Origin of the sequence: Escherichia sp. E4930 (assembly GCF_005845405.1) — a bacterium.
Taxonomy (GTDB): Bacteria; Pseudomonadota; Gammaproteobacteria; order Enterobacterales; family Enterobacteriaceae; genus Escherichia.
On sequence record NZ_VCDZ01000009.1, the window covers coordinates 214,176 to 236,689 of the forward strand.

General features: G+C 51.9%; 17 protein-coding genes. 9 read left to right on the forward strand and 8 right to left on the reverse strand.

Features of this window, described 5'->3' with window-relative positions; genetic code table 11:
- Positions 1-92: 92 nt before the first annotated feature.
- Positions 93-1,646: a bifunctional UDP-sugar hydrolase/5'-nucleotidase gene (locus tag FFT88_RS13760; RefSeq protein WP_135403673.1), complete on the forward strand. Its 1,554-nt coding sequence runs from the start codon at positions 93-95 to the stop codon at positions 1,644-1,646.
- Between the two features lie 73 nt (positions 1,647-1,719).
- Here the strand turns inward: FFT88_RS13760 and malI are convergent, their stop codons facing one another.
- Together malI and FFT88_RS13770 are read right to left on the reverse strand one after the other, a co-directional pair.
- Positions 1,720-2,736: a Mal regulon transcriptional regulator MalI gene (gene malI / locus FFT88_RS13765; protein WP_130258333.1), complete on the reverse strand. Its 1,017-nt coding sequence runs from the start codon at positions 2,734-2,736 to the stop codon at positions 1,720-1,722.
- Positions 2,737-2,823: 87 nt separating this feature from the next.
- The gene (locus FFT88_RS13770) at positions 2,824-4,323 is read right to left on the reverse strand and encodes a PTS transporter subunit EIIC (protein WP_135403672.1); all 1,500 of its coding nucleotides are present in this window, start codon (positions 4,321-4,323) and stop codon (positions 2,824-2,826) included.
- A gap of 498 nt (positions 4,324-4,821) precedes the next feature.
- Here FFT88_RS13770 and metF point away from each other — a divergent pair, with 498 nt between their 5' ends.
- The 3 genes from metF (at position 4,822) to yijE (ending at position 9,232) form a co-directional block, all read left to right on the forward strand.
- Positions 4,822-5,712: a methylenetetrahydrofolate reductase gene (gene metF, locus FFT88_RS13775; protein WP_130258331.1), complete on the forward strand. Its 891-nt coding sequence runs from the start codon at positions 4,822-4,824 to the stop codon at positions 5,710-5,712.
- Positions 5,713-6,052: 340 nt separating this feature from the next.
- Positions 6,053-8,233: a catalase/peroxidase HPI gene (gene katG, locus FFT88_RS13780; RefSeq protein ID WP_135385227.1), complete on the forward strand. Its 2,181-nt coding sequence runs from the start codon at positions 6,053-6,055 to the stop codon at positions 8,231-8,233.
- A gap of 93 nt (positions 8,234-8,326) precedes the next feature.
- Entirely contained in the window at positions 8,327-9,232 is a 906-nt protein-coding gene (gene yijE, locus FFT88_RS13785; RefSeq protein WP_135403671.1) for a cystine transporter YijE, read from the forward strand.
- Between the two features lie 26 nt (positions 9,233-9,258).
- Here the strand turns inward: yijE and FFT88_RS13790 are convergent, their stop codons facing one another.
- The 4 genes from FFT88_RS13790 to ptsP form a co-directional block, all read right to left on the reverse strand.
- Entirely contained in the window at positions 9,259-9,876 is a 618-nt protein-coding gene (locus FFT88_RS13790; protein ID WP_135403670.1) for a DUF1287 domain-containing protein, read from the reverse strand.
- A 275-nt stretch (positions 9,877-10,151) separates the two neighbouring features.
- Positions 10,152-11,255: a bifunctional L-1,2-propanediol dehydrogenase/glycerol dehydrogenase gene (gene gldA, locus FFT88_RS13795; RefSeq protein ID WP_130222336.1), complete on the reverse strand. Its 1,104-nt coding sequence runs from the start codon at positions 11,253-11,255 to the stop codon at positions 10,152-10,154.
- Positions 11,256-11,265: 10 nt separating this feature from the next.
- On the reverse strand, positions 11,266-11,928 hold the full coding sequence (fsa, locus tag FFT88_RS13800; RefSeq protein ID WP_000424845.1) for a fructose-6-phosphate aldolase: 663 nt from the start codon (positions 11,926-11,928) through the stop codon (positions 11,266-11,268).
- Between the two features lie 11 nt (positions 11,929-11,939).
- Positions 11,940-14,441, reverse strand: coding sequence for a phosphoenolpyruvate--protein phosphotransferase (ptsP, locus tag FFT88_RS13805; RefSeq protein ID WP_135403669.1), 2,502 nt, complete (start codon positions 14,439-14,441; stop codon positions 11,940-11,942).
- A gap of 309 nt (positions 14,442-14,750) precedes the next feature.
- Here ptsP and FFT88_RS13810 point away from each other — a divergent pair, with 309 nt between their 5' ends.
- From FFT88_RS13810 to FFT88_RS13830, 5 genes are read left to right on the forward strand one after another with little or no spacing between them, the layout of a single operon-like run.
- Positions 14,751-15,830, forward strand: coding sequence for a PTS fructose transporter subunit EIIC (locus FFT88_RS13810; protein ID WP_135403668.1), 1,080 nt, complete (start codon positions 14,751-14,753; stop codon positions 15,828-15,830).
- 14 nt (positions 15,831-15,844) lie between these two features.
- A complete protein-coding gene (locus FFT88_RS13815) occupies positions 15,845-16,165 on the forward strand; it encodes a PTS fructose-like transporter subunit IIB (RefSeq protein ID WP_135403667.1) in 321 nt (106 codons plus the stop codon).
- Positions 16,166-16,216: 51 nt separating this feature from the next.
- A complete protein-coding gene (locus tag FFT88_RS13820; RefSeq protein WP_135403666.1) occupies positions 16,217-18,514 on the forward strand; it encodes a formate C-acetyltransferase in 2,298 nt (765 codons plus the stop codon).
- On the forward strand, positions 18,480-19,358 hold the full coding sequence (locus FFT88_RS13825) for a [formate-C-acetyltransferase]-activating enzyme (protein WP_135403665.1): 879 nt from the start codon (positions 18,480-18,482) through the stop codon (positions 19,356-19,358). Before FFT88_RS13820 ends, FFT88_RS13825 begins: the two co-directional genes overlap by 35 nt.
- Position 19,359: 1 nt before the next feature.
- On the forward strand, positions 19,360-19,701 hold the full coding sequence (locus FFT88_RS13830; RefSeq protein WP_032304250.1) for a PTS fructose-like transporter subunit IIB: 342 nt from the start codon (positions 19,360-19,362) through the stop codon (positions 19,699-19,701).
- Here the strand turns inward: FFT88_RS13830 and FFT88_RS13835 are convergent.
- Positions 19,688-20,539 (reverse strand): AraC family transcriptional regulator, encoded by an 852-nt coding sequence (locus FFT88_RS13835; RefSeq protein ID WP_000274608.1) that lies wholly within the window; start codon positions 20,537-20,539, stop codon positions 19,688-19,690. The two genes, FFT88_RS13830 and FFT88_RS13835, sit on opposite strands and share 14 nt — an antisense overlap.
- Before the next feature lie 214 nt (positions 20,540-20,753).
- A complete protein-coding gene (locus FFT88_RS13840) occupies positions 20,754-22,487 on the reverse strand; it encodes a phosphoethanolamine transferase CptA (RefSeq protein WP_130222330.1) in 1,734 nt (577 codons plus the stop codon).
- Positions 22,488-22,514: the final 27 nt, after the last annotated feature.

Genomic DNA, 22,514 nt, shown 5'->3' on the forward strand with positions numbered 1-22,514 from the left:
CAACGCTCCCTTGTGGATGTGATTACTCTCACATAAATAACTCTTTCAGAACGTAATGTAGCAATCCTTTAAATCACTGAAAGGGACTATTTATGAAAATTAAAATACTTGCTGCGGGTATCGCATTAACACTGCCGTTCTGGGCTTGCGCCAAAGATGTCACTATCATTTATACCAACGATCTCCATGCACATGTAGAACCTTATAAAGTGCCGTGGATCGCTGACGGTAAACGGGATATTGGCGGCTGGGCAAATATCACAACGCTGGTTAAACAAGAAAAAACAAAAAATAAAGCGACATGGTTTTTTGATGCGGGTGACTATTTTACCGGGCCCTATATCAGCAGCCTGACCAAAGGCAAAGCTATTATCGATATTATGAATACCATGCCATTTGATGTCGCCACAATAGGCAACCATGAATTTGACCACGGCTGGGACAACACATTATTACAGTTGAGTCAGGCAAAATTCCCTATTGTGCAGGGCAATATTTTTTATCAGAACAGCAGTAAATCATTCTGGGATAAGCCCTATACCATCATCGAAAAAGACGGCGTGAAAATTGGCGTTATAGGTTTGCACGGAGTATTTGCCTTTAATGACACGGTATCCGCTGCCACGCGAGTGGGTATTGAGGCGCGCGATGAAATTAAATGGCTACAACGTTATATCGATGAACTCAAAGGCAAGGTTGATTTGACCGTCGCCCTGATCCACGAAGGTGTTCCGGCCCGCCAGTCCAGTATGGGAGGCACGGATGTGCGTCGCGCGTTGGATAAAGATATTCAGACGGCAAGTCAGGTGAAAGGGCTGGATATTTTGATCACCGGACATGCGCATGTGGGTACACCGGAACCGATTAAAGTCGGCAATACGCTGATCCTCTCGACGGACAGCGGCGGGATTGATGTGGGTAAACTGGTGCTGGACTACAAAGAGAAGCCGCATAAATTTACGGTGAAAAGCTTCGAGCTTAAAACCATTTACGCCGACGAGTGGAAGCCCGATCCACAAACGAAACAGGTGATTGACGGCTGGAATAAAAAGCTTGATGAAGTGGTGCAACAAACGGTGGCGCAATCGCCGGTTGAATTAAAACGTGCCTATGGTGAATCGGCATCCCTCGGGAACCTGGCGGCTGACGCTTTACTGGTAGCGGCGGGTAAAAACACCCAATTGGCGTTAACCAACTCTGGCGGTATTCGCAATGAGATCCCCGCAGGGGCGATTACGATGGGCGGCGTCATCAGTACCTTCCCGTTCCCCAACGAACTGGTGACGATGGATCTCACGGGTAAACAATTACGCAGTTTGATGGAACACGGCGCAAGTTTAAGTAATGGCGTTTTACAGGTATCGAAAGGCCTGGAAATGAAGTACGACAGCAGTAAGCCGGTTGGTCAGCGGGTTATCTCACTGACTCTGAATGGCAAACCGATTGAAGATGCGACGGTTTACCCTATTGCTACTCAAAGTTTCCTTGCTGATGGTGGAGATGGTTTCACCGCCTTTACCGAAGGGAAAGCGCGTAACACAACGGGCGGTTATTACGTTTATCACGCCGTGGTTGATTACTTCAAAGCGGGCAATACCATCACGGATGAACAACTCAACGGTATGCGTGTGAAAGATATCAAGTAAACATACGCATTGAGTTGGTTTACACCTTATTGCCGGATGATGATATCGACGTATATCTCATTCGGCATTTGTATTACGCCGATTCCCGCACCACCAGTTGCCCGGAAAGCGCAATTCTTTGGGTTTGCAAATCCGGGTCTTTTAATTTGCGAATCATCAGGGTCGCTGCCTGGCGTCCGGTTTCTTCACTGGCGGAAGATACATAGGTGAAAACAGGAGAGGTCAGGTTGATATGCAGCATATCTTCAAAACCAATTAGCGCTACCTGCTGGGTCAGAAAGACGTCTTTCCCGACGGTGCGCCCCACCTGATGTATGCCGTTGATGCCGCCAATCATAGCGTCGGGCGAATGGCAGAGCAGGGCGGTAATGGCGTTGTTATTTTCCAGCAGCTGGCGCGTTGCCATGCTGGCAGCCCAGGTGTCACCGTCACAGGCTGGCGTGAACTCGTCACGACCAGCAATGCCAAATTTTGCCAGGGTCTGGCGAAAACCAACCAGTCGCTGCTGACGGATAAGATCACTTTCTCTGCCACCGAGATAGGCAATGTAACGATGGCCGCGCTCAATTAAATAACGTGTGGCAAGACTTGCTGCCTGCTGGTTGTCACGCAACACCAGGTTGCACTCATCTTTGATAGGCGTTTGTGACGCGACAACAAGGGGAAGCGAACACTGGCGGATTAGTGTGGGGAGGGTTTCACGATGCGCATCGGAAGCCAGATAAATCACTCCGGCAACACCTTGTTGCTTGAAGGAAAGTAAACAACGTTCAAGATGTTCATGTTCGTTCTGTGGTTGCCCGAGGAATACCATATAGCCCCTGGCTTCCAGTTCCTGAACAATGCTAGCCATCACTTTGATGGAAAAGCTATCGCTAAAATCACGTAAAATCAGTCCGATAAGATTTGAAGTGTGGGAACGTAAATTGGCGGCGGCAACATTATGCACGTAGCCCAGTTCGTCAATAGCAGCATGAACTTTCCCGATGGTCGCCTCCGAGATTTTCCCTTTCTGGCGCAACACTAGCGACACAGTAGAGACGGAAACTCCGGCTCTTTTGGCAACATCAATTATGCTGACTTTCTTCAAACTCACTCCCTGAACAACGTTGATTCTTTAAATAGCAAGAAGGTTCTGGTCAGGGACCAGAACCTCTGACATTGAGTAATCTTAAGGCTATTTACCGATCATCGTCGACATGGTTTGCGCGATAAATTGCGCTCGCGCGCCAAAAATGACCTGAATGCCGTTATTGCCGACAAAAACCACGCCACGGGCGCCAATATTATTCAGACCATCCTGATCCACCGCTTCTTTATCAGAGACTTCCAGACGTAAACGCGTGATGCAGGAGCCTACCGATTTAATGTTTTGCTGACCGCCAAGTAGCGTGATGATTTCTGTTGCCAGCTCGTCATCGGTTTTATCATTAGCGCTAACCGTAGTTTCAGTACGACCAGGCGTTTTCACATCAAAACGACGAATAACAAAGCGGAAGGTGAAGTAGTAGATCACCGCCATTGGCACGCCGACGATAATGGCGCTCAGGAAGTTGGTTTTGTAGCCGTTAAAGGATGGCAGGATGCCAAACGAAATATAATCGATAAGCCCTGCCGAGAAGGATTTGGCAATATGTGCATGCAGCAGATACATCGCCATATAGGAAAGGCCCGCCATGATGGCATTGAAGACATACAGCACAGGGGCGACAAAGATAAATGTAAATTCAACGGGTTCTGTAATGCCGGTCAGAAAACAGGTTAATGCGGCAGAGAACAGAATACCGGCGGCAATTTTCTTATTCTTTGTGTGCGCTTCATGGTACATCGCCAGGCACGCCGCAGGCAGGGCAAACAGCATCAGGGGGAATTCGCCTTGCATAAATTTACCGGCGTCATGATAACTGTCGCTGCTAAATGATTTCACCCCTTCTTCCAACATCTTGAACCAAATCGTCTGATCGCCGTGAATCATTTGCCCGGCATGGGTAGTGTAATCCCCAAAAGAATACCAAAACGACGGATACCAGATGTGGTGCAGGCCAAGCGGAATGAGCGCCCGTTCAGTTACACCAAAAATAAAGGTCGATGCCGCCTGGTTATCACCATTGACGATAACTGATAGTGCATCGATTCCCGACTGAATATGTTGCCAGACATAGGGCAGTAACAAGCCAAGGATGAAGGAAAGAAAAGCCGTCGCGATAGCGACAAAGCGTTTTCCGGAGAAAAAACCAAGGAATTCTGGCAATTGCATGGTATGAAAACGGTTGTAACACCACGCTGCCAGAATCCCGCATATCAGGCCGCCAAAAACGCCCATTTGCAGTGTGGGGATCCCCACCACCATCGCGTATTTGCCGCCTTGCCCGGCCATTTCTGGCGTGATGCTAAGTACGGTGCTGATGGTGATATTGGTGACAAAAACGGAAACGGCTGCGGATAACGCCGCAATTCCTGATTCAGAAGCCAGCCCTACGGCGGAACCGATAGCAAAAAGCATCGGCAAGTTATCAAAAATAATGCCGCCTGCATTCATCATCAAAGGCAAATGGAATTTATCGCCGAACGCCAGTAACAACCCAGCGGCAGGCAGAAGCGAAATTGGCAGCATTAGGGCGCGACCAATCATCGACAATTTAGAAAGTGACTTCACGAAACTCGACATCAGATTCATGCTGATTTCCCCCGAATAGCGCATAAATCTGCGCGAATTAGTCTTTTTTTGTATAAGTAGAACGTTCTAGTAGAACGTTCTACTTATCGTGGGGGATGCATAATTGCTCTGCAACATAATTTTGGAGAAATTGTTAATAGTTTGAAGTAGTTCAAATAATAAACATGCAGTATTGAATGCAAATTATGGTATCTATTTGTTTTATTTAAATAAGTGTTCAGCTAACACTGACGAGCATATTAATTAACTCTTATTTAAATAAATTTGAAGCCGATGGCTTATCCGTTTATTCATTACTTCGCGCGCGATAATGCGAGAGAACCCATTTACTCCCACATTCAAATGAAGAAAATTCATCTTCACTGATTATTCCTCACCATCATGGGGCATTTTTCGGTTGACGCCCCTCGGCTTTTCCTTCATCTTTACATCTGGACGTCTAAATGGATAGATGTTCACAACACAACATATAACGACAAGCGATTGATGAGGTAAGGTATGAGCTTTTTTCACGCCAGCCAGCGGGATGCCCTGAATCAGAGCCTGGCCGAAGTCCAGGGGCAGATTAATGTTTCGTTCGAATTTTTCCCGCCGCGTACCAGTGAAATGGAGCAGACCCTGTGGAACTCCATCGATCGTCTTAGTAGCCTGAAACCGAAATTTGTTTCAGTGACCTATGGCGCAAACTCCGGCGAGCGCGACCGCACGCACAGTATTATTAAAGGCATTAAAGACCGTACTGGTCTGGAAGCTGCGCCGCATCTTACCTGCATTGATGCGACGCCTGCCGAGCTGCGGACCATCGCCCGCGACTACTGGAATAACGGTATTCGCCATATCGTGGCGCTGCGTGGCGACCTGCCGCCGGGAAGCGGTAAGCCGGAAATGTATGCCTCTGACCTGGTGACGCTGTTAAAAGACGTCGCGGATTTCGATATCTCCGTGGCGGCGTATCCGGAAGTGCATCCGGAAGCGAAAAGCGCCCAGGCGGATTTGCTTAACCTGAAACGCAAAGTGGACGCCGGCGCCAATCGCGCGATTACCCAATTCTTCTTTGATGTCGAAAGCTACCTGCGTTTTCGTGATCGCTGCGTTTCGGCGGGTATCGATGTGGAAATTATTCCTGGCATTTTGCCCGTCTCTAACTTTAAACAGGCGAAGAAATTTGCTGACATGACCAACGTACGCATTCCGGCGTGGATGGCGCAAATGTTTGATGGTCTGGATGACGACGCCGAAACCCGCAAGCTGGTGGGCGCGAATATTGCGATGGATATGGTGAAGATTTTAAGCCGTGAAGGGGTGAAAGATTTCCACTTCTATACGCTTAACCGCGCTGAAATGAGTTACGCGATTTGCCATACGCTGGGTGTTCGACCTGGTTTATAAGTGCTTTGGTTTCTGTAAAAATCACACGGTGATCACAAAATTAAAACAAAGCACAAAATGCCTCCTCGAAGCGAGGGGGCAGACAAGTAAAACTATTGACTCGCTTTTTCTCCTTCATTCCTTAAAAGAACAGAGAGAAAACAGGGATAAAATCCTTTTTTATAAGGTATTTGTCCGGAATCGGACATAATCAAAAAGGCTTATTTAAGATCAATTTGATCTACATCTCTTTAACTAATGATATGTAAGATCCCAACTATCGCATCCGTGGATTAATTCAATTATAACTTCTCTCTAACGCTGTGTATCGTAAGGGTAACACTGTAGAGGGAGTATATTGATGAGCACGTCAGACGATATCCATAACACAACAGCAGCCGGAAAATGCCCGTTCCATCATGGCGGTCATGACCAGAGCGCCGGTGCGGGAACAACCACTCATGACTGGTGGCCAAAACAACTCCGTGTTGACCTGTTAAACCAACATTCTAACCGTTCTAACCCACTGGGTGAGGACTTCGACTACCGCAAAGAATTTAGCAAGCTAGATTACTACGGCCTGAAAAAAGATCTGAAAGATCTGCTGACAGAGTCTCAACCGTGGTGGCCAGCAGACTGGGGCAGCTACGCTGGCCTGTTTATTCGTATGGCCTGGCACGGCGCGGGGACTTACCGTTCAATCGATGGTCGCGGCGGCGCGGGTCGTGGTCAGCAACGTTTTGCACCGCTCAACTCCTGGCCGGATAACGTCAGCCTGGATAAAGCGCGTCGTCTGTTGTGGCCAATCAAACAAAAATATGGTCAGAAAATCTCCTGGGCCGACCTGTTTATCCTCGCGGGTAACGTGGCGCTGGAAAACTCCGGTTTCCGTACCTTCGGTTTTGGTGCCGGTCGTGAAGACGTCTGGGAACCGGATCTCGACGTAAACTGGGGTGATGAAAAAACCTGGCTTGCCCACCGTAACCCGGAAGAACTGGCAAAACGCCCATTAGCAGCAACCGAAATGGGGCTGATTTACGTTAACCCGGAAGGACCAAATGCCAGCGGCGAACCGCTTTCTGCGGCTGCAGCTATTCGCGCGACATTTGGCAATATGGGGATGAACGACGAAGAAACCGTTGCGCTGATCGCGGGTGGTCATACGTTAGGTAAAACTCACGGCGCAGGCCCGGCAACGCACGTAGGTCCTGATCCTGAAGCGGCCCCGATCGAAAACCAGGGCTTAGGCTGGAAAAGTGATTTTGGTTCCGGTGTCGGTGCCGATGCCATTACGTCAGGTCTGGAAGTGGTCTGGACCCAGACGCCGACCCAGTGGAGCAACTATTTCTTCGAAAACCTGTTCAAGTATGAGTGGGTACAGACTCGTAGCCCGGCAGGCGCCATCCAGTTTGAAGCCGTAGATGCACCGGAAATTATCCCGGATCCGTTCGATCCGTCGAAGAAACGTAAGCCGACGATGCTGGTCACTGACCTGACGCTGCGTTTTGATCCAGAGTTTGAGAAGATTTCACGTCGCTTCCTTGACGATCCGCAAGCGTTCAACGAAGCCTTTGCCCGTGCGTGGTTCAAACTGACGCACAGGGATATGGGGCCGAAATCTCGTTACATCGGACCGGAAGTGCCGAAAGAAGATCTGATCTGGCAAGATCCGCTGCCACATGCGTTCTTCAACCCGAGCGAGGAAGATATCCTTAACCTGAAGACGGCGATTGCTGAGTCTGGTCTCTCTGTGAGCGAGCTGGTTTCTGTTGCCTGGGCTTCTGCCTCCACCTTCCGCGGTGGGGATAAACGTGGCGGTGCCAACGGTGCGCGTCTGGCATTAGCTCCGCAGCGCGACTGGGAGGTTAATGCCGCAGCAGCACGCGCATTGCCGGTGCTGGAGGGGATCTATAAATCCTCACACACGGCTTCACTCGCTGACATTATTGTTCTCGCCGGTGTTGTTGGTGTCGAAAAAGCGGCGAGTGCTGCGGGTATCAGCATCAGTGTTCCGTTCACACCAGGTCGCGTAGATGCACGTCAGGATCAGACGGATATCGAGATGTTCGAGCTGCTCAAACCTGTTGCTGATGGTTTCCGTAACTATCGCGCTGCGTCGGGCGAGGCTACCACTGAATCACTGCTGATTGATAAAGCACAGCAACTGACGCTGACCGCGCCGGAAATGACCGCGCTAGTGGGCGGGATGCGTGTACTGGGTGCCAACTTCGATGGCAGCAAAAACGGCGTCTTCACTGACCGTGTGGGCGTATTGAGCAATGACTTCTTCGTGAACTTGCTGGATATGCGTTACGAGTGGAAAGCGACCGACGAATCGAAAGAACTGTTCGAAGGCCGTGATCGTGAAACGGGTGAAGTGAAATACACCGCCAGCCGTGCGGACCTGGTATTTGGTTCTAACTCCGTTCTGCGTGCACTGGCAGAAGTTTACGCCAGCAGCGATGCCCACGAGAAATTTGTAAAAGACTTCGTGGCAGCATGGGTGAAAGTGATGAACCTCGACCGTTTCGACCTGCTGTAATCTGACCTTCTTCAGCGACTGCCTTTCAGGCAGTCGCTGAAGTTTCTTTACCGGCGTATAGTGTCCACAGGAAAACTACACACTGGATCTCTCATGTCTGCCGCAGGAAAGAGCAACCCACTGGCAATCAGTGGCCTGGTTGCGCTCACACTTATCTGGAGTTATAGCTGGATTTTCATGAAGCAAGTCACCAGCTACATCGGTGCCTTCGACTTCACCGCCTTACGCTGCATTTTCGGCGCTCTCGTTTTATTCATCGTTCTTTTGTTACGTGGTCGCGGAATGCGCCCGACGCCGTTTAAATACACCTTAGCCATTGCCCTGTTACAAACCTGCGGGATGGTTGGCCTGGCACAGTGGGCGCTGGTCAGCGGCGGAGCGGGGAAGGTGGCGATCCTGAGCTATACCATGCCGTTCTGGGTGGTGATTTTCGCCGCGTTGTTTCTCGGTGAACGCCTGCGACGCGGGCAATATTTCGCGATTCTGATTGCCGCTTTCGGCTTATTTTTGGTGTTGCAGCCGTGGCAACTCGATTTCTCTTCGATGAAAAGTGCCATGTTGGCAATCCTCTCCGGTGTTAGTTGGGGGGCGAGCGCGATTGTTGCTAAACGTCTGTATGCCCGTCATCCGCGCGTGGATTTATTGTCGTTAACATCCTGGCAGATGCTGTATGCGGCGCTGGTGATGAGTGTGGTCGCTTTACTGGTGCCGCAACGTGAAATTGACTGGCAGCCCACCGTGTTCTGGGCGCTGGCCTACAGTGCGATTCTGGCGACGGCGCTGGCGTGGAGCTTATGGTTGTTTGTATTGAAAAACTTGCCTGCCAGTATTGCCAGCTTAAGTACTCTGGCGGTTCCCGTTTGCGGCGTACTCTTTTCCTGGTGGCTGCTCGGTGAAAATCCTGGTGCGGTTGAAGGTAGCGGTATTGTGCTGATTGTACTGGCACTGGCGCTGGTGAGCCGTAAGAAAAAAGAAGCCGTCAGTGTAAAAAGGATCTGAATTTTTTCTTCATATGGGGCGATCGCTTATTTAACAAAATACCGATAATGCCCCACCATCCGCCAGCTAAACAGTACATCTTCTTCCTGCGCGCCTGCGCCAATGTTATGTATCACCAGCGGCGTACCGTCGCGGGCGAAGCCATCTGACACCACCCCAATATGTGCCAGCCCGTTGTCCAGTTGCCAGGAGACAATATCACCCGCTTGATAGTCACCGGCGTTTTTGCTGGTGGGGCGTGTTTTATCGTGGCGGGTAAACCAGGTTTCCAGATTAGGCACCCGACGGTGATCGATGTTGCTGTCCGGGCGCTTTAACTTCCATTTTTGTGGGTACTCGGCAAAATTCTTCGCCATATCTTCGTGCACCAGTTTCTGCAAATCGACCTTCTGGCTGCGCAAGGCGCGGATCACCACATCGGAACATACGCCGCGTTCTTGCGGGACATCACCGCCAGGATAGGTAAGCTGCACATACGCCGGATCGTAAAATAGCGTGCTGCCAATTTGCTGTCTGGCACCGTCTGCGATGGCAAGGTTGGTGTTGGCCTGGATTTGTACCACGGTTGGTGGAACGGCGGGAGATTTTAAGGAGTGGCAGGTAAATGCCGTTAGCAGGCTGACCAGCGCCAGTGAAGCTTTCATCTGTTTCATCCGTGAAAATAAGAGTCACAGATTCGACCTTCCGGGCTAACGATTGTTCTGTGGAGAAAATGTCCAGAAGCGGATAAAAAAACTCCCAATCAACGTGGGAGTTTTAGTTTACTGGCACAGAGTGCCGGATGCGGCGTGAACGCCTTATTCGGCCTACAAAAGCACGCAAATTCAATATATTGTAGAGATTACGTAGGCCTGATAAGCGTAGCGCATCAGGCAATTTTGCGTTCAAACTCCCGGACAAGCCGGGAGTTTGGAGTAGGTTATTCCCACTCTTGCAGGAAACGCTGACCGTACTGGTCGGCTACCAGCAGTGCGGCGTAAACCTGATCTGGCGTCGCGCCGCCAGGCATGTTGTGAATGGTTTCACCTTCTGCACATGCCGCTTCTGCCACAATTCGCATTTTCGCCGGGACATCTTCTTTAATATCCAGTTGAGCGAGAGTTATTGGCAAACCTACCGCATGGCTAAGTGCAGCTACGGTTTCGATTTCCTCAACCGGCGCGTTTTCCAGAACCAGCTGCGTCAGCGTACCGAATGCCACTTTTTCACCGTGATAATAGTGATGCGCATCCGGGATAGCGGTCAGGCCGTTATGCACCGCATGAGCCGCCGCCAGACCACCGCTTTCAAAACCAACGCCGCTCAAATAGGTGTTCGCTTCAATCACGCGCTCCAGCGCCGGAGTCACTACATGCTGTTCGGCGGCAAGCATCGCTTTTTCGCTTTCTTCCAGCAGGGTGTTGTAGCACAGTTCAGCCAGCGCCAGCGCCGCCTGAGTACACTTACCGCCCGCCATCGTGGTTGCGCCGCTACGAGAGCAGGCACGCGCTTCAAACCAGGTCGCCAGCGCATCACCGATACCCGCTGCTAACAGACGCGCAGGTGCGCCCGCGACGATTTTAGTATCGACAATGACCATATTCGGGTTATTTGGCAGCAGCAGATAGCGGTCAAACTCACCATCATCGGTGTAGATAACAGACAATGCGCTGCACGGTGCGTCGGTAGAGGCGATAGTCGGTGCGATCGCTACCGGAACACCCATGAAATGTGCCAGCGCTTTGGCAGTATCGAGGGTTTTTCCGCCACCGATACCGAGAATTGCGCCACACTGCGCAGTCTCCGCGATGCCACGCAGACGGTCGATCTCATTTTGCGAACATTCACCGCCAAACGGCGCAATTTCTACTACCAGCCCGGCATCTTTAAAGCTTTGCTCGACGGTTGCCTGAGCAAAACCTAATACAAATTTATCGCCAACAACCAACCAACGTTCTGCCAGCGGCTTCAGGTATTCGCCCAGGCGATTAATGACATCAGCGCCCTGGATGTATTTACCCGGTGATTGAATAATGCGGTCCATAATTGCTCCTTTAGAGATGAGTAGTGCCAAATGCGGCATTCCAGTCGTGTTCGAACTTCTCTATAGCTGACTCTACCGCAGGGGTGTTGAGCATTTGTTGCGCTACATCTAAGGGCAGTGTGATGGATTCACATCCTGCCAACAAACAATCCAGCGCCTGACGCGGCGTTTTAAAGCTGGCAGCCAGCACCATGCTTTCTGGCGCGTGCATTTCCAGTAACGCTTGCAGCTCCTGTACGGTACGAATGCCGTCTCCGCCCTGGGCGTCTACGCGGTTAACATACGGAGCAACGTATTTTGCCCCTGCCAGTGCGGCCAGTAACCCTTGTGCGGCGCTATATACAGCGGTGCCAAGTGTAGTAATACCCTCTTTTTTCAGCATCTTAATGGCGGCCAGACCTTCGGAAGTCACCGGGATTTTCACCACAATGCCCGGAATGGCATCGCGCAGGCGCTTCGCTTCTTCCACCATCCCCTGCGCGTCGCGGCTCATGGTCTGAGCAAACAGAATGCCTTCATCACCAATCGCTTTTTGCAGACGCGGCAGCACTTCCCAGATGGACTCCTTGCTGGCAGCGATAATGCTCGGGTTAGTTGTTACCCCGGCAATCGGGAATATGCGTGCCAGACGTTCGACTTCTGCGACGTTAGCGGTGTCCAGATACAGTTCCATGATGTTTCCTTTTACAGTTCCAGTTCATGTTGCAGCAGGCTGGCGATAGCGTCGGCAGAGGCGGCGTTAACCAGCGCGTTACGGAATTCTTCGTGCATGATGCGACGAGCGAGGCGCGAGAAAATGCGCATGTGCTGATCGCCCGCAGCGTGTTTGTTCAGGGTTAACATAATGATGAATTGCGCTTCATCATCGCCCCAGCGCACCGGCGCTTGCAGACGCGCCACGCTGATGGTGGATTGCTCAATGTGTTCTGATTTGCTGTGTGGAATGGCAAAACTAAAGCCCAGACCGGTAGAGAAAACGGCCTCGCGCGCCCACAAGTCGGCTTCTAGTTTACGCGGATAGCGGCAGCGGCCAGCCAGCAGCAGGTTATCGGTCATGCCTTTGAGTACTTCTTCTTTGCTGCGCCAGTCGCTTTCCAGCGTGATGCACTCGGCGGTGACCAGCGGTGCGTCCTGTTGGGTCATACGGAATTGCGCCAGCAGATGTTCCACTTCCAGCGAAGTCCGGCAGGCCATTGCCTGGTTGAGCAACTGGCGACACTCACGGCTATCAAGTTGCGCCATCCGCGCTTTCGCCGCCGGAATTGACGGTGCGCTCATGCTCAGCTCATCCAGCCCTAAACCAATCAGCAACGGCAGCACGGAACCTTTCGCCCCCAGTTCACCGCACAGACCAATCCATTTTCCCTGGCGATGCACCGCCTGCACGGCGTAATCGAGCGCCCGCAAGAATGCCGGATTCAGGCTGTTGTAGTGACGAGTAACCTTAGCGTTATCGCGATCCACCGCCAGCAGATATTGCGTCAGGTCATTACTGCCGATACTAAAGAAATCAATCTCTTCGCAGCATTGATCGATGATGAACATCACCGACGGCACTTCCAGCATAATGCCGAGCTGGATCTTCTCATCAAACGGAATGTGTTCGTTACGCAGTTGCTGTTTGGCTTCCGCCAGTTTTTCTTTTACCCATAAGATCTCTTCCATTGAGGAGATCATCGGGATCATGATTTTCAGGCTGCCGTGAGCAGAGGCGCGCAGGATCGAGCGTAGTTGTGTGGTGAACAGCGGGGCGTATTCTTCATAAATACGCACCGCGCGATAACCGAGGAACGGGTTAGCTTCTGCCGGAATGTTTAGATAATCAACGGGTTTGTCACCGCCAATGTCCATAGTGCGCACAATAATACTGCGTCCGTTGGCGGACTCCAGCGCCTGACAAAAAATGTTGTACAGCTCGCTTTCGCCCGGTGCGCTGGTGCGATCCATATAGAGCATTTCAGTACGGAACAAACCAACGCCTTCCGCGCCATTGCCAAATGCGGCCTGCGCTTCCACGGAGTGGGCGATGTTCGCCGCGACTTCGATACGGATACCGTCAGCGGTACGCGCTTGCTGGGTCAGCCAGACACGCTGTTGCTCACGCAGAGCGTCCTGTACGCGGGCTTCTTGCTGATAATAACGGGCTACGGCTTCCCCAGGCTCAACCACAATTGCCCCGGCGTTGCCGTCGATATAAATCGTTTGTTGCTGCCGCGGGGTAAGGGCATCGATATCCACACCAACCAGCGTCGGAATGTTGAACGAACGAGCAAGAATTACCGTATGTGACGTAGTGCCGCCGCTTTTCAGTAACAAACCTTTGAGGTGATTTTTATCCAGTTCGAGAAACTGACTGGGGGTCAGCTCATCCGCCATACAAATAGATGACTGCGTCAGCTTGCCCGGTGCCGGGAAGCGTTGTTCACCGTAGATTTGCTGGAGTAACTGGAAGCAGACGTCGCGTACGTCCAGCGCACGTTCTTGCAGGTAGCTACTGCTGGAACGGGCGAACTCTTCGCAAAAGTGATTCGCACTGGCGACAATCGCTTCGGCGCAGCTTAATCCGGCACTGACGCCTGCCAGTAAATGTTCGCGCAGGGAAGTATCGCCAGCCAGTGATCGGTGCGCTTCCAGAATCGCGCTGGTGGCACCGTCGCTATCCAGCAGACGAAACTCAATGTTTTTCATCACCAGCGTCAGGCCGTTTTCCAGTGCGGATTGCTCGGCGTCGACGTCTTTGGCAGCGGGAAGATTACCCAGCGCGTTGAGATCTAAAGAAGAGATCGGCGTCAGAATGCCGCCTGCGCTACCGCTACATACGGTGCGGGCGCGAATAATGCGCGGATTCAAATTAGTGAGTGAAACCGGCAGCGGCTCCAGCTCGTCAGATTTAACTTCTGCCAGCGGCGCGTCGCAGTGGGGGAATTCATCACGTAACCACTGGCTCAAGCGCTGGTGTGCTGCTTGTTCGTCAGCCCCGGAAATCAGTAACTGGCAGTTATCGCCCACCAGTGTATCGGTGCCAATCAGCGCCAGGGCGCTTTTGGCATTGCCTTTACGGTCAGTACGCAGGTTATGCCACTCAATTTGAGATGAAAAAGTATTACACAGCGTTTCAACGTGGCTTGCCGGACGCGCATGTACGCCGTTAGGCAGCTCACAAATAAATTCCACAATCAGGGCCATTGCCTCTCTCCCGGTACGGTTTTCTGTTTACAGGATAAGAGCGCATGGCAACGACCTGCCATGTGACAAATCTGCCAAAAGCTGGACAAATGTAATGTAACCGCCAATTTGCGACGCGTCTCACAAGACGCGCCATTCCGGCATGATTCCGAGTTAACGCAAGTTATGAGGCGGATCGCATTTTTGTACTGACATTACAAAAGTCCAGTAAATGGCCTTTTTATCCACTGTTTGACCTGCTTGCGATTGCCTATTGTTTCTCCCATCAAAAAATATGGACATAGGCTTGGGTAAGCCTGGGAGCGACTTATGAATGAGTTGGTACAGATCCTGAAAAACACTCGTCAGCACTTAATGACGGGCGTTTCACACATGATTCCCTTCGTGGTATCGGGCGGTATTTTGCTGGCGGTTTCCGTCATGTTGTATGGCAAAGGCGCAGTGCCGGATGCCGTAGCCGATCCGAATTTGAAAAAACTGTTTGATATCGGCGTTGCAGGTTTGACGCTGATGGTGCCTTTCCTCGCCGCTTACATCGGTTATTCCATTGCAGAACGCTCTGCGCTGGCCCCGTGCGCTATCGGTGCCTGGGTTGGTAACAGCTTTGGTGCGGGCTTCTTTGGTGCGCTGATCGCCGGGATTATCGGCGGCATCGTGGTGCATTACCTGAAGAAAATTCCGGTGCATAAAGTTCTGCGCTCGGTGATGCCCATCTTCATTATTCCCATTGCCGGCACCTTAATTACCGCTGGTGTCATGATGTGGGGGCTGGGGGAACCTGTCGGTGCGTTAACCAACAGCCTGACTCAGTGGCTTCAGGGGATGCAGCAAGGCAGCGTGGTGATGCTGGCGGTGATCATGGGGCTGATGCTGGCGTTCGATATGGGCGGCCCGGTTAACAAAGTGGCCTATGCGTTCATGCTGATTTGCGTTGCTCAGGGTGTTTATACCGTGGTGGCAATTGCTGCCGTGGGGATCTGTGTTCCGCCGCTGGGCATGGGGCTGGCAACGCTGATTGGTCGTAAAAATTTCTCCGCAGAAGAGCGCGAAACCGGTAAAGCGGCGCTGGTAATGGGCTGTGTTGGCGTCACTGAAGGGGCGATTCCTTTCGCTGCCGCCGATCCGTTGCGTGTCATTCCTTCCATTATGGTGGGGACTGTCTGTGGCACGGTGACCGCTGCAATGGTAGGTGCGCAGTGCTATGCAGGCTGGGGTGGTCTGATTGTACTGCCGGTGGTTGACGGCAAGCTGGGGTATATCGTGGCAGTGGCTGTCGGGGCTGTAGCAACGGCAATCTGCGTAAACGTGCTGAAAAGTCTGGCGCGTAAAAATGGGTCTTCGACTGCTGAGAAGGAAGATGACCTGGATTTGGATTTTGAAATTAATTAATTGAGGAACGAGCCATGACGAAAATTATTGCAGTAACCGCATGTCCTTCAGGTGTTGCCCATACCTACATGGCGGCAGAGGCGCTGGAAAGTGCCGCGAAAGCGAAAGGCTGGGAAGTAAAAGTAGAAACCCAGGGCTCGATTGGTCTGGAAAATGAACTGACTGCGGAAGACGTGGCGAGCGCCGATATGGTGATTCTGACCAAAGATATCGGCATCAAATTTGAAGAGCGTTTTGCAGGCAAGACCATCGTGCGTGTCAATATCAGCGACGCGGTTAAACGCGCTGACGCCATTATGAGCAAAATTGAAGCTCACCTGACGCAAAACGCTTAAGTTCTTATCCCGCCCGTAAAGGGCGGGTTCGCTTTCCCACAGGAGTTCCTCATGACGAATCGTATCTCTCGCCTCAAAACTGCACTGTTTGCCAATACCCGTGAAATCTCGCTGGAGCGGGCGCTGCTTTATACCGCCAGCCATCGGCAAACCGAAGGCGAACCGGTAATATTGCGCCGGGCGAAAGCAACAGCGTATATCCTTGAACATGTTGAAATTTCGATTCGTGATGAAGAACTGATTGCCGGTAACCGCACCGTAAAACCGCGCGCCGGGATTATGTCGCCGGAAATGGACCCTTACTGGTTGCTGAAAGAGCTGGATCAATTCCCGACGCGCCCGCAAGACCGTTTCGCCATTAGCGAAGAAGACAAACGTATCTACCGTGAAGAGCTGTTCCCGTACTGGGAAAAACGTTCGATGAAAGATTTCATCAACGGGCAGATGACGGATGAAGTAAAAGCCGCGACCAGCACGCAGATTTTCAGCATCAACCAGACGGATAAAGGCCAGGGACACATTATTATTGATTACCCGCGCCTGCTGAATCACGGGCTGGGTGAGCTGGTGGCGCAGATGCAGCAACATTGCCAGCAACAGCCGGAGAATCACTTTTATCAGGCAGCACTGTTACTGCTCGAAGCCTCGCAGAAACACATTTTGCGTTACGCCGAACTGGCGGAAACGATGGCGGCAAACTGCCCGGATGCTCAGCGTCGCGAAGAGTTACTGACCATTGCGGAGATCTCCCGCCATAACGCCGAACATAAGCCGCAGACGTTCTGGCAGGCGTGCCAGTTATTCTGGTACATGAACATCATTCTGCAATACGAATCCAACGCCAGTTCGCTATCGTTGGGGCGCTTCGACCAGTATATGTTGCCGTTCTATCAGGCATCATTAACCCAGGGCGAAGATCCGGCGTTCCTGAAAGAACTGCTCGAATCTTTATGGGTGAAATGCAACGACATCGTGCTGTTGCGCTCCACCAGCAGTGCGCGTTATTTCGCAGGTTTCCCGACCGGCTATACCGCACTGCTCGGCGGGTTAACCGAGAACGGACGTAGCGCGGTGAACATGCTTTCGTTCCTCTGTCTCGACGCCTATCAAAGCGTGCAATTACCGCAACCGAACCTCGGTGTGCGCACTAACGCCTTGATCGACACGCCGTTCCTGATGAAAACCGCAGAAACCATTCGCCTCGGCACGGGTATTCCGCAAATCTTCAACGATGAAGTGGTGGTGCCAGCGTTCCTCAACCGTGGCGTATCGCTGGAAGATGCGCGCGACTATTCCGTAGTGGGCTGTGTGGAATTATCTATTCCCGGCAGAACCTACGGCTTGCATGACATCGCGATGTTTAACCTGCTGAAAGTGATGGAAATCTGCCTGCATGAAAATGAAGGCAATGCTGCGCTGAGTTATGAAGGTTTACTGGAACAGATCCGCGCCAAGATCAGCCACTACATCACCCTGATGGTTGAGGGCAGCAATATTTGCGATATCGGTCACCGTGACTGGGCACCTGTACCGCTGCTCTCGTCGTTTATCAGCGATTGTCTGGAGAAAGGCCGCGATATTACCGATGGCGGCGCGCGTTATAACTTCTCCGGCGTACAGGGGATCGGTATCGCCAACCTGAGCGATTCTCTCCATGCGTTGAAAGGGATGATTTTTGATCAGCAGCGTTTAAGTTTTGACGAATTGCTGTCGGTATTAAAAGCTAACTTCGCAACGCCAGAAGGCGAAAAAGTCCGCGCTCGCTTAATTAACCGCTTCGAGAAATACGGTAATGATATCGACGAGGTGGATAACATCAGCGCCGAACTGTTGCGCCACTACTGCAAAGAAGTGGAAAAATACCAGAACCCGCGCGGCGGCTACTTCACGCCGGGATCGTATACCGTTTCTGCTCACGTCCCGTTGGGATCGGTGGTTGGCGCGACGCCAGACGGTCGTTTTGCCGGGGAACAGCTGGCAGACGGCGGCTTGTCACCCATGCTGGGTCAGGACGCACAAGGGCCAACGGCGGTACTGAAGTCCGTCAGTAAGCTCGATAACACGCTGCTTTCTAACGGGACGTTGCTGAACGTGAAATTCACTCCGGCGACCCTGGAAGGTGAAGCGGGATTACGCAAACTGGCCGACTTCTTACGGGCATTTACCCAGCTTAAGTTGCAGCATATTCAGTTTAACGTAGTGAACGCCGACACGTTACGTGAAGCCCAATTACGCCCGCAGGACTATGCGGGGCTGGTGGTACGCGTTGCCGGATACAGCGCCTTCTTTGTCGAACTGTCGAAGGAGATCCAGGATGACATCATCCGCCGGACTGCGCATCAGCTGTAACGTTGTAGAAACGCGCCGCGATGATGTGGCGCGCATTTTCAACATTCAGCGTTATTCGCTGAATGACGGCGAGGGCATTCGTACGGTGGTCTTTTTTAAAGGCTGTCCGCATCTTTGCCCGTGGTGTGCTAATCCGGAGTCGATCTCCGGCAAAATCCAGACGGTACGCAGAGAGGCGAAATGTCTGCGCTGCGCGAAATGTTTGCGAGATGCGGATGAATGCCCCTCCGGTGCGTTTGAACGGATTGGTCGCGATATCAGCCTTGACGCTCTGGAACGGGAAGTGATGAAAGATGACGTTTTCTTTCGCACGTCCGGCGGTGGCGTCACGCTTTCTGGCGGCGAAGTGTTAATGCAGGCGGAGTTTGCTACCCGTTTTTTACAGCGACTGCGGTTGTGGGGTGTGTCATGCGCCATCGAAACTGCCGGAGACGCGCCAGCCAGCAAACTGTTGCCGCTGGCGAAATTGTGCGATGAAGTGTTGTTCGATTTAAAAATTATGGACGCGACTCAGGCGCGGGATGTGGTGAAGATGAATCTGCCACGCGTGCTGGAGAATCTGCGTTTGCTGGTGAGTGAAGGTGTCAACGTGATCCCGCGTTTGCCGCTGATCCCCGGTTTCACACTCAGCCGGGAGAATATGCAGCAGGCGCTGGACGTGCTGATCCCGCTGAATATCAGGCAGATCCATCTGTTACCGTTTCATCAGTACGGCGAACCGAAATACCGTCTGCTGGGGAAAACATGGTCGATGAAAGAGGTGTCTGCGCCGTCGTCAGCCGATGTGGCAACGATGCGCGAAATGGCAGAACGGGCCGGATTTCAGGTTACCGTGGGAGGTTAAAATGGCATACCTGGTGGCAGTAACCGCCTGCGTGAGCGGCGTGGCGCATACTTACATGGCGGCGGAACGGCTGGAAAAGTTGTGCCAGATAGAGAAATGGGGCGTCAGCATTGAAACCCAGGGCGCGCTGGGAACGGAGAATCGTTTAGCGGACGAGGATATCCGCCGGGCGGATGTTGCGCTGTTGATTACGGATATCGAGCTTGCTGGTGCCGAGCGATTTGAACATTGTCGCTACGTGCAATGCAGTATCTACGCGTTCCTGCGTGAGCCGCAGCGGGTGATGAGCGCGGTGCGTAAAGTGCTTTCTGCGCCGCAGCAAACCCATCTTATTCTGGAGTAGTCGGTTTTTCTGTCAGTTGGCTGTGGTACTGCCGACGATATTCCGACGGCGAGCGTTCGGTGTTTTTACGAAACAGACGGCAGAAGTAGTTGCTGTCGACAAAGCCGCAGGCGTGCGCCACTTCTTTTACCTTCAGGTCATAGCCTTTCAATAACGTCTTAGCGTGCTCCAGTCGCGTGTGATTCAGGTATTCGTTAAAACCAATGGCCCCCGTTTTTTGAAACAGGTGCGAGAGATAGTTTGGTGAAATATAGAACGCCTGTGCGACAGATTCGCGGGTAAGCGCGGAGGCATAGCGTTCGTCGATATAATCACGAATAGCTTCGAATAGAGCCTGGCTGCGTGAGGCGGTCTGTATTTGGCTGCCAAGCAAATCGCGGCAGTGGCTAAGCAGGCTGGCGACGATAAGCCTTGCCGTTTGCTGCTCCTGCGGCTGCATTTGCATTTCATTGAGCGTTTGTAGCAGAAAAGAACCAATGCGCGGGCCGCGTCGGGCGACGTGTTGCTTCGCCAGATTTTGATACTGTTTGCCATCCCATTGCACGACGCTGAAGCCGAGTTGCTGTTTGCCAAACAGCACGCTAAAGGTGGTGGCGGGGGCTTGCCATTGTGGGAAATTCCAGCCGCCAGCGGGAACGTACAGCACATCGCCGGGAACTAACGTTGCTCCAGCGCCGGTATCAACAAACTCACCTTCCAGCACTATTTCCAGCCGTGGAAAATCGACCTGATACGCAAGATCGGGCGCCGGACCGTTGCTGCTGGCAAAGTAAATCTGGCGCAGCGACAGCGGGCCGTTGATCAGGCGGGAGAGCAGATAGCTGACGTCGTGATACATGTTATTCCCTTAGGTATGTAGACGGGAAAACAGTAACTGGCATTATGAAAAAAGGCCACCTGAAAAGTGTGGCCTGAGGGGCGTTCGATGTAAACATTGCGGCAGTTGTATTGCCGGATGCGGCGTAAACGCTTTATCTGGCCTACCGCCGCGATCTGTAGGCCGGATAAGACGCGTCAAGCGTCGCATCCGGCAAATAGCATCTGGCTGATAATTACTGATTACCCACCTGATCGCCATACGGCAGAGTGTCGTAATCGATCAGCGCATTTTTCTTATACGGATTACCAATCCAGCGGGTAGTTTCTTTGAACTGCGGATTCACCACTGAACGGGTTGGATCGTAACCGTCATAAGATAAGCCCGCCAAATCTGACCAGGTGTGGATCAGTTCCGCCAGGCTGTATTTACGATCAACATCCTGCGAGAAATCACGCGGATGAGTCGCTTGCCATTTTTCTGACGTCCACAGCAGGAACGGAATGGTGTACATATGACGCGTCGGGTTGTCTTCGTTACGCCCCTGAGTTTTGTGCGGCGGCGTGTCGTAAACCTCTTCACCGTGGTCAGAGAAGTAAACCAGGAAACCGTTCGGGTCTGCTGCTTTAAAGTCTTTAATCAGGCTGGCAACCACATGATCGTTGTACAGGTTAGCGTTGTCATAATCGTTATATGACTCCAGCTCTTCTGCGCTTAATCCTGGCGGAACATGATCGGTATTGCCATCAAACTTGCCCTGATTTTCCGGGTAACGGTATTTGTATTTGATATGCGTACCCAGCAGATGAACGATGATCAGTTTCTTCGGCGCAGGGTCCTTCAGAACTTCCTGGAACGGCTTCAGCACATTGGTGTCGTATTCACGCGCACTCTGCGTACGTTGCTGGTTCATGTAGTACTGCTTGTCGGTCTGGCGCGAAAATACCGTCAGCATGGTGTTGCGGGCAGTCATCGTCTGCTGGTTGGTTATCCAGAAGGTTTTATAACCTGCCTGTTTCATCATGTTCATCAGCGACGGCTGTGTCAGATACAGGTCCGGGTTCTTTTCGTTGGCAAAGGTCAGCGCCTGTTGCAGGATTTCAATGGTGTACGGACGAGACGTAACCACGTTATTGAACACCGTCAGGTTCGGATCGGTTTTATGCAGCGCATCCAGTTCCGGCGTGGTTTCACGCGGATAGCCGTACAGGCTCATGCGTCCACGCTGGGTCGATTCGCCAATCACCAGCACTAAGGTGCGCGGTTCGTTACCCGATTCGTCTTTGAAATTAGCCAGTGGCGGTAATGCGTTATTTTCATTCAGCAGCTTCGTCAGTGAGTTAAGTTGTTGACGATACTGATAATAACCGGTCAGAAATTGCCACGGTGCGGCAGGTTCCATGCGAGATGCCAGATTATCCAACGTTTTCTCAAATGGCTTGTGTTTGATAAACGTGTTCATGGCAATAGGGTGCAGAATCAAACCATAAAGCAGGGCAAAAGAGACGATATAACGCCACGGCTTTGGAATATAGACCGGGCGCAGGCGCGTCCACAGCAAAACTGCCACCGCCGTATAGGCCAGCGCGATAAGCACAATCTTCAGGCTGAAATACTGGCTTAAATACTCGCTGGCTTCGTTGGTGTTGGTTTCAAACATCACAAACAGAACGCTCTGCGAGAACTCCTGACCGTAGATGACGTAGTAGCACAACGCTGCCAGAGAAGCCGCCCACAGCATTACGCCGATTACCGCTGCGATAATCTTAATCCGCTTCGGAAAGAGGAATACCGGGATCAACCACAGCGAACTGAACAGCAGCGAGTCTCGAATGCCGTTGGTGCCGCTGTAGCCGCTGATGTAAATAATGGCCTGTAACAGGGTAGAGAAAAACCAAAAGTAGAGCAGTGCCCAACCCAGGGCTTTCCAGCTAAAAATGGGTTTAGTCTGGACTTCAGTGGAATGCATAGTAAGAACCCGTTTTGGATAATAGCG

What these genes read in the sequence shown, in the direction of transcription:
- FFT88_RS13760 (WP_135403673.1), top strand. Translation starts at nt 93, where the DNA reads ATGAAAATTAAAATACTTGCTGCGGGTATCGCATTAACACTGCCGTTC.
- FFT88_RS13770 (WP_135403672.1), bottom strand. Translation starts at nt 4,323, where the DNA reads ATGAATCTGATGTCGAGTTTCGTGAAGTCACTTTCTAAATTGTCGATG.
- metF (WP_130258331.1), top strand. Translation starts at nt 4,822, where the DNA reads ATGAGCTTTTTTCACGCCAGCCAGCGGGATGCCCTGAATCAGAGCCTG.
- katG (WP_135385227.1), top strand. Translation starts at nt 6,053, where the DNA reads ATGAGCACGTCAGACGATATCCATAACACAACAGCAGCCGGAAAATGC.
- yijE (WP_135403671.1), top strand. Translation starts at nt 8,327, where the DNA reads ATGTCTGCCGCAGGAAAGAGCAACCCACTGGCAATCAGTGGCCTGGTT.
- FFT88_RS13790 (WP_135403670.1), bottom strand. Translation starts at nt 9,876, where the DNA reads ATGAAAGCTTCACTGGCGCTGGTCAGCCTGCTAACGGCATTTACCTGC.
- gldA (WP_130222336.1), bottom strand. Translation starts at nt 11,255, where the DNA reads ATGGACCGCATTATTCAATCACCGGGTAAATACATCCAGGGCGCTGAT.
- fsa (WP_000424845.1), bottom strand. Translation starts at nt 11,928, where the DNA reads ATGGAACTGTATCTGGACACCGCTAACGTCGCAGAAGTCGAACGTCTG.
- ptsP (WP_135403669.1), bottom strand. Translation starts at nt 14,441, where the DNA reads ATGGCCCTGATTGTGGAATTTATTTGTGAGCTGCCTAACGGCGTACAT.
- FFT88_RS13810 (WP_135403668.1), top strand. Translation starts at nt 14,751, where the DNA reads ATGAATGAGTTGGTACAGATCCTGAAAAACACTCGTCAGCACTTAATG.
- FFT88_RS13815 (WP_135403667.1), top strand. Translation starts at nt 15,845, where the DNA reads ATGACGAAAATTATTGCAGTAACCGCATGTCCTTCAGGTGTTGCCCAT.
- FFT88_RS13820 (WP_135403666.1), top strand. Translation starts at nt 16,217, where the DNA reads ATGACGAATCGTATCTCTCGCCTCAAAACTGCACTGTTTGCCAATACC.
- FFT88_RS13825 (WP_135403665.1), top strand. Translation starts at nt 18,480, where the DNA reads ATGACATCATCCGCCGGACTGCGCATCAGCTGTAACGTTGTAGAAACG.
- FFT88_RS13830 (WP_032304250.1), top strand. Translation starts at nt 19,360, where the DNA reads ATGGCATACCTGGTGGCAGTAACCGCCTGCGTGAGCGGCGTGGCGCAT.
- FFT88_RS13835 (WP_000274608.1), bottom strand. Translation starts at nt 20,539, where the DNA reads ATGTATCACGACGTCAGCTATCTGCTCTCCCGCCTGATCAACGGCCCG.
- FFT88_RS13840 (WP_130222330.1), bottom strand. Translation starts at nt 22,487, where the DNA reads ATGCATTCCACTGAAGTCCAGACTAAACCCATTTTTAGCTGGAAAGCC.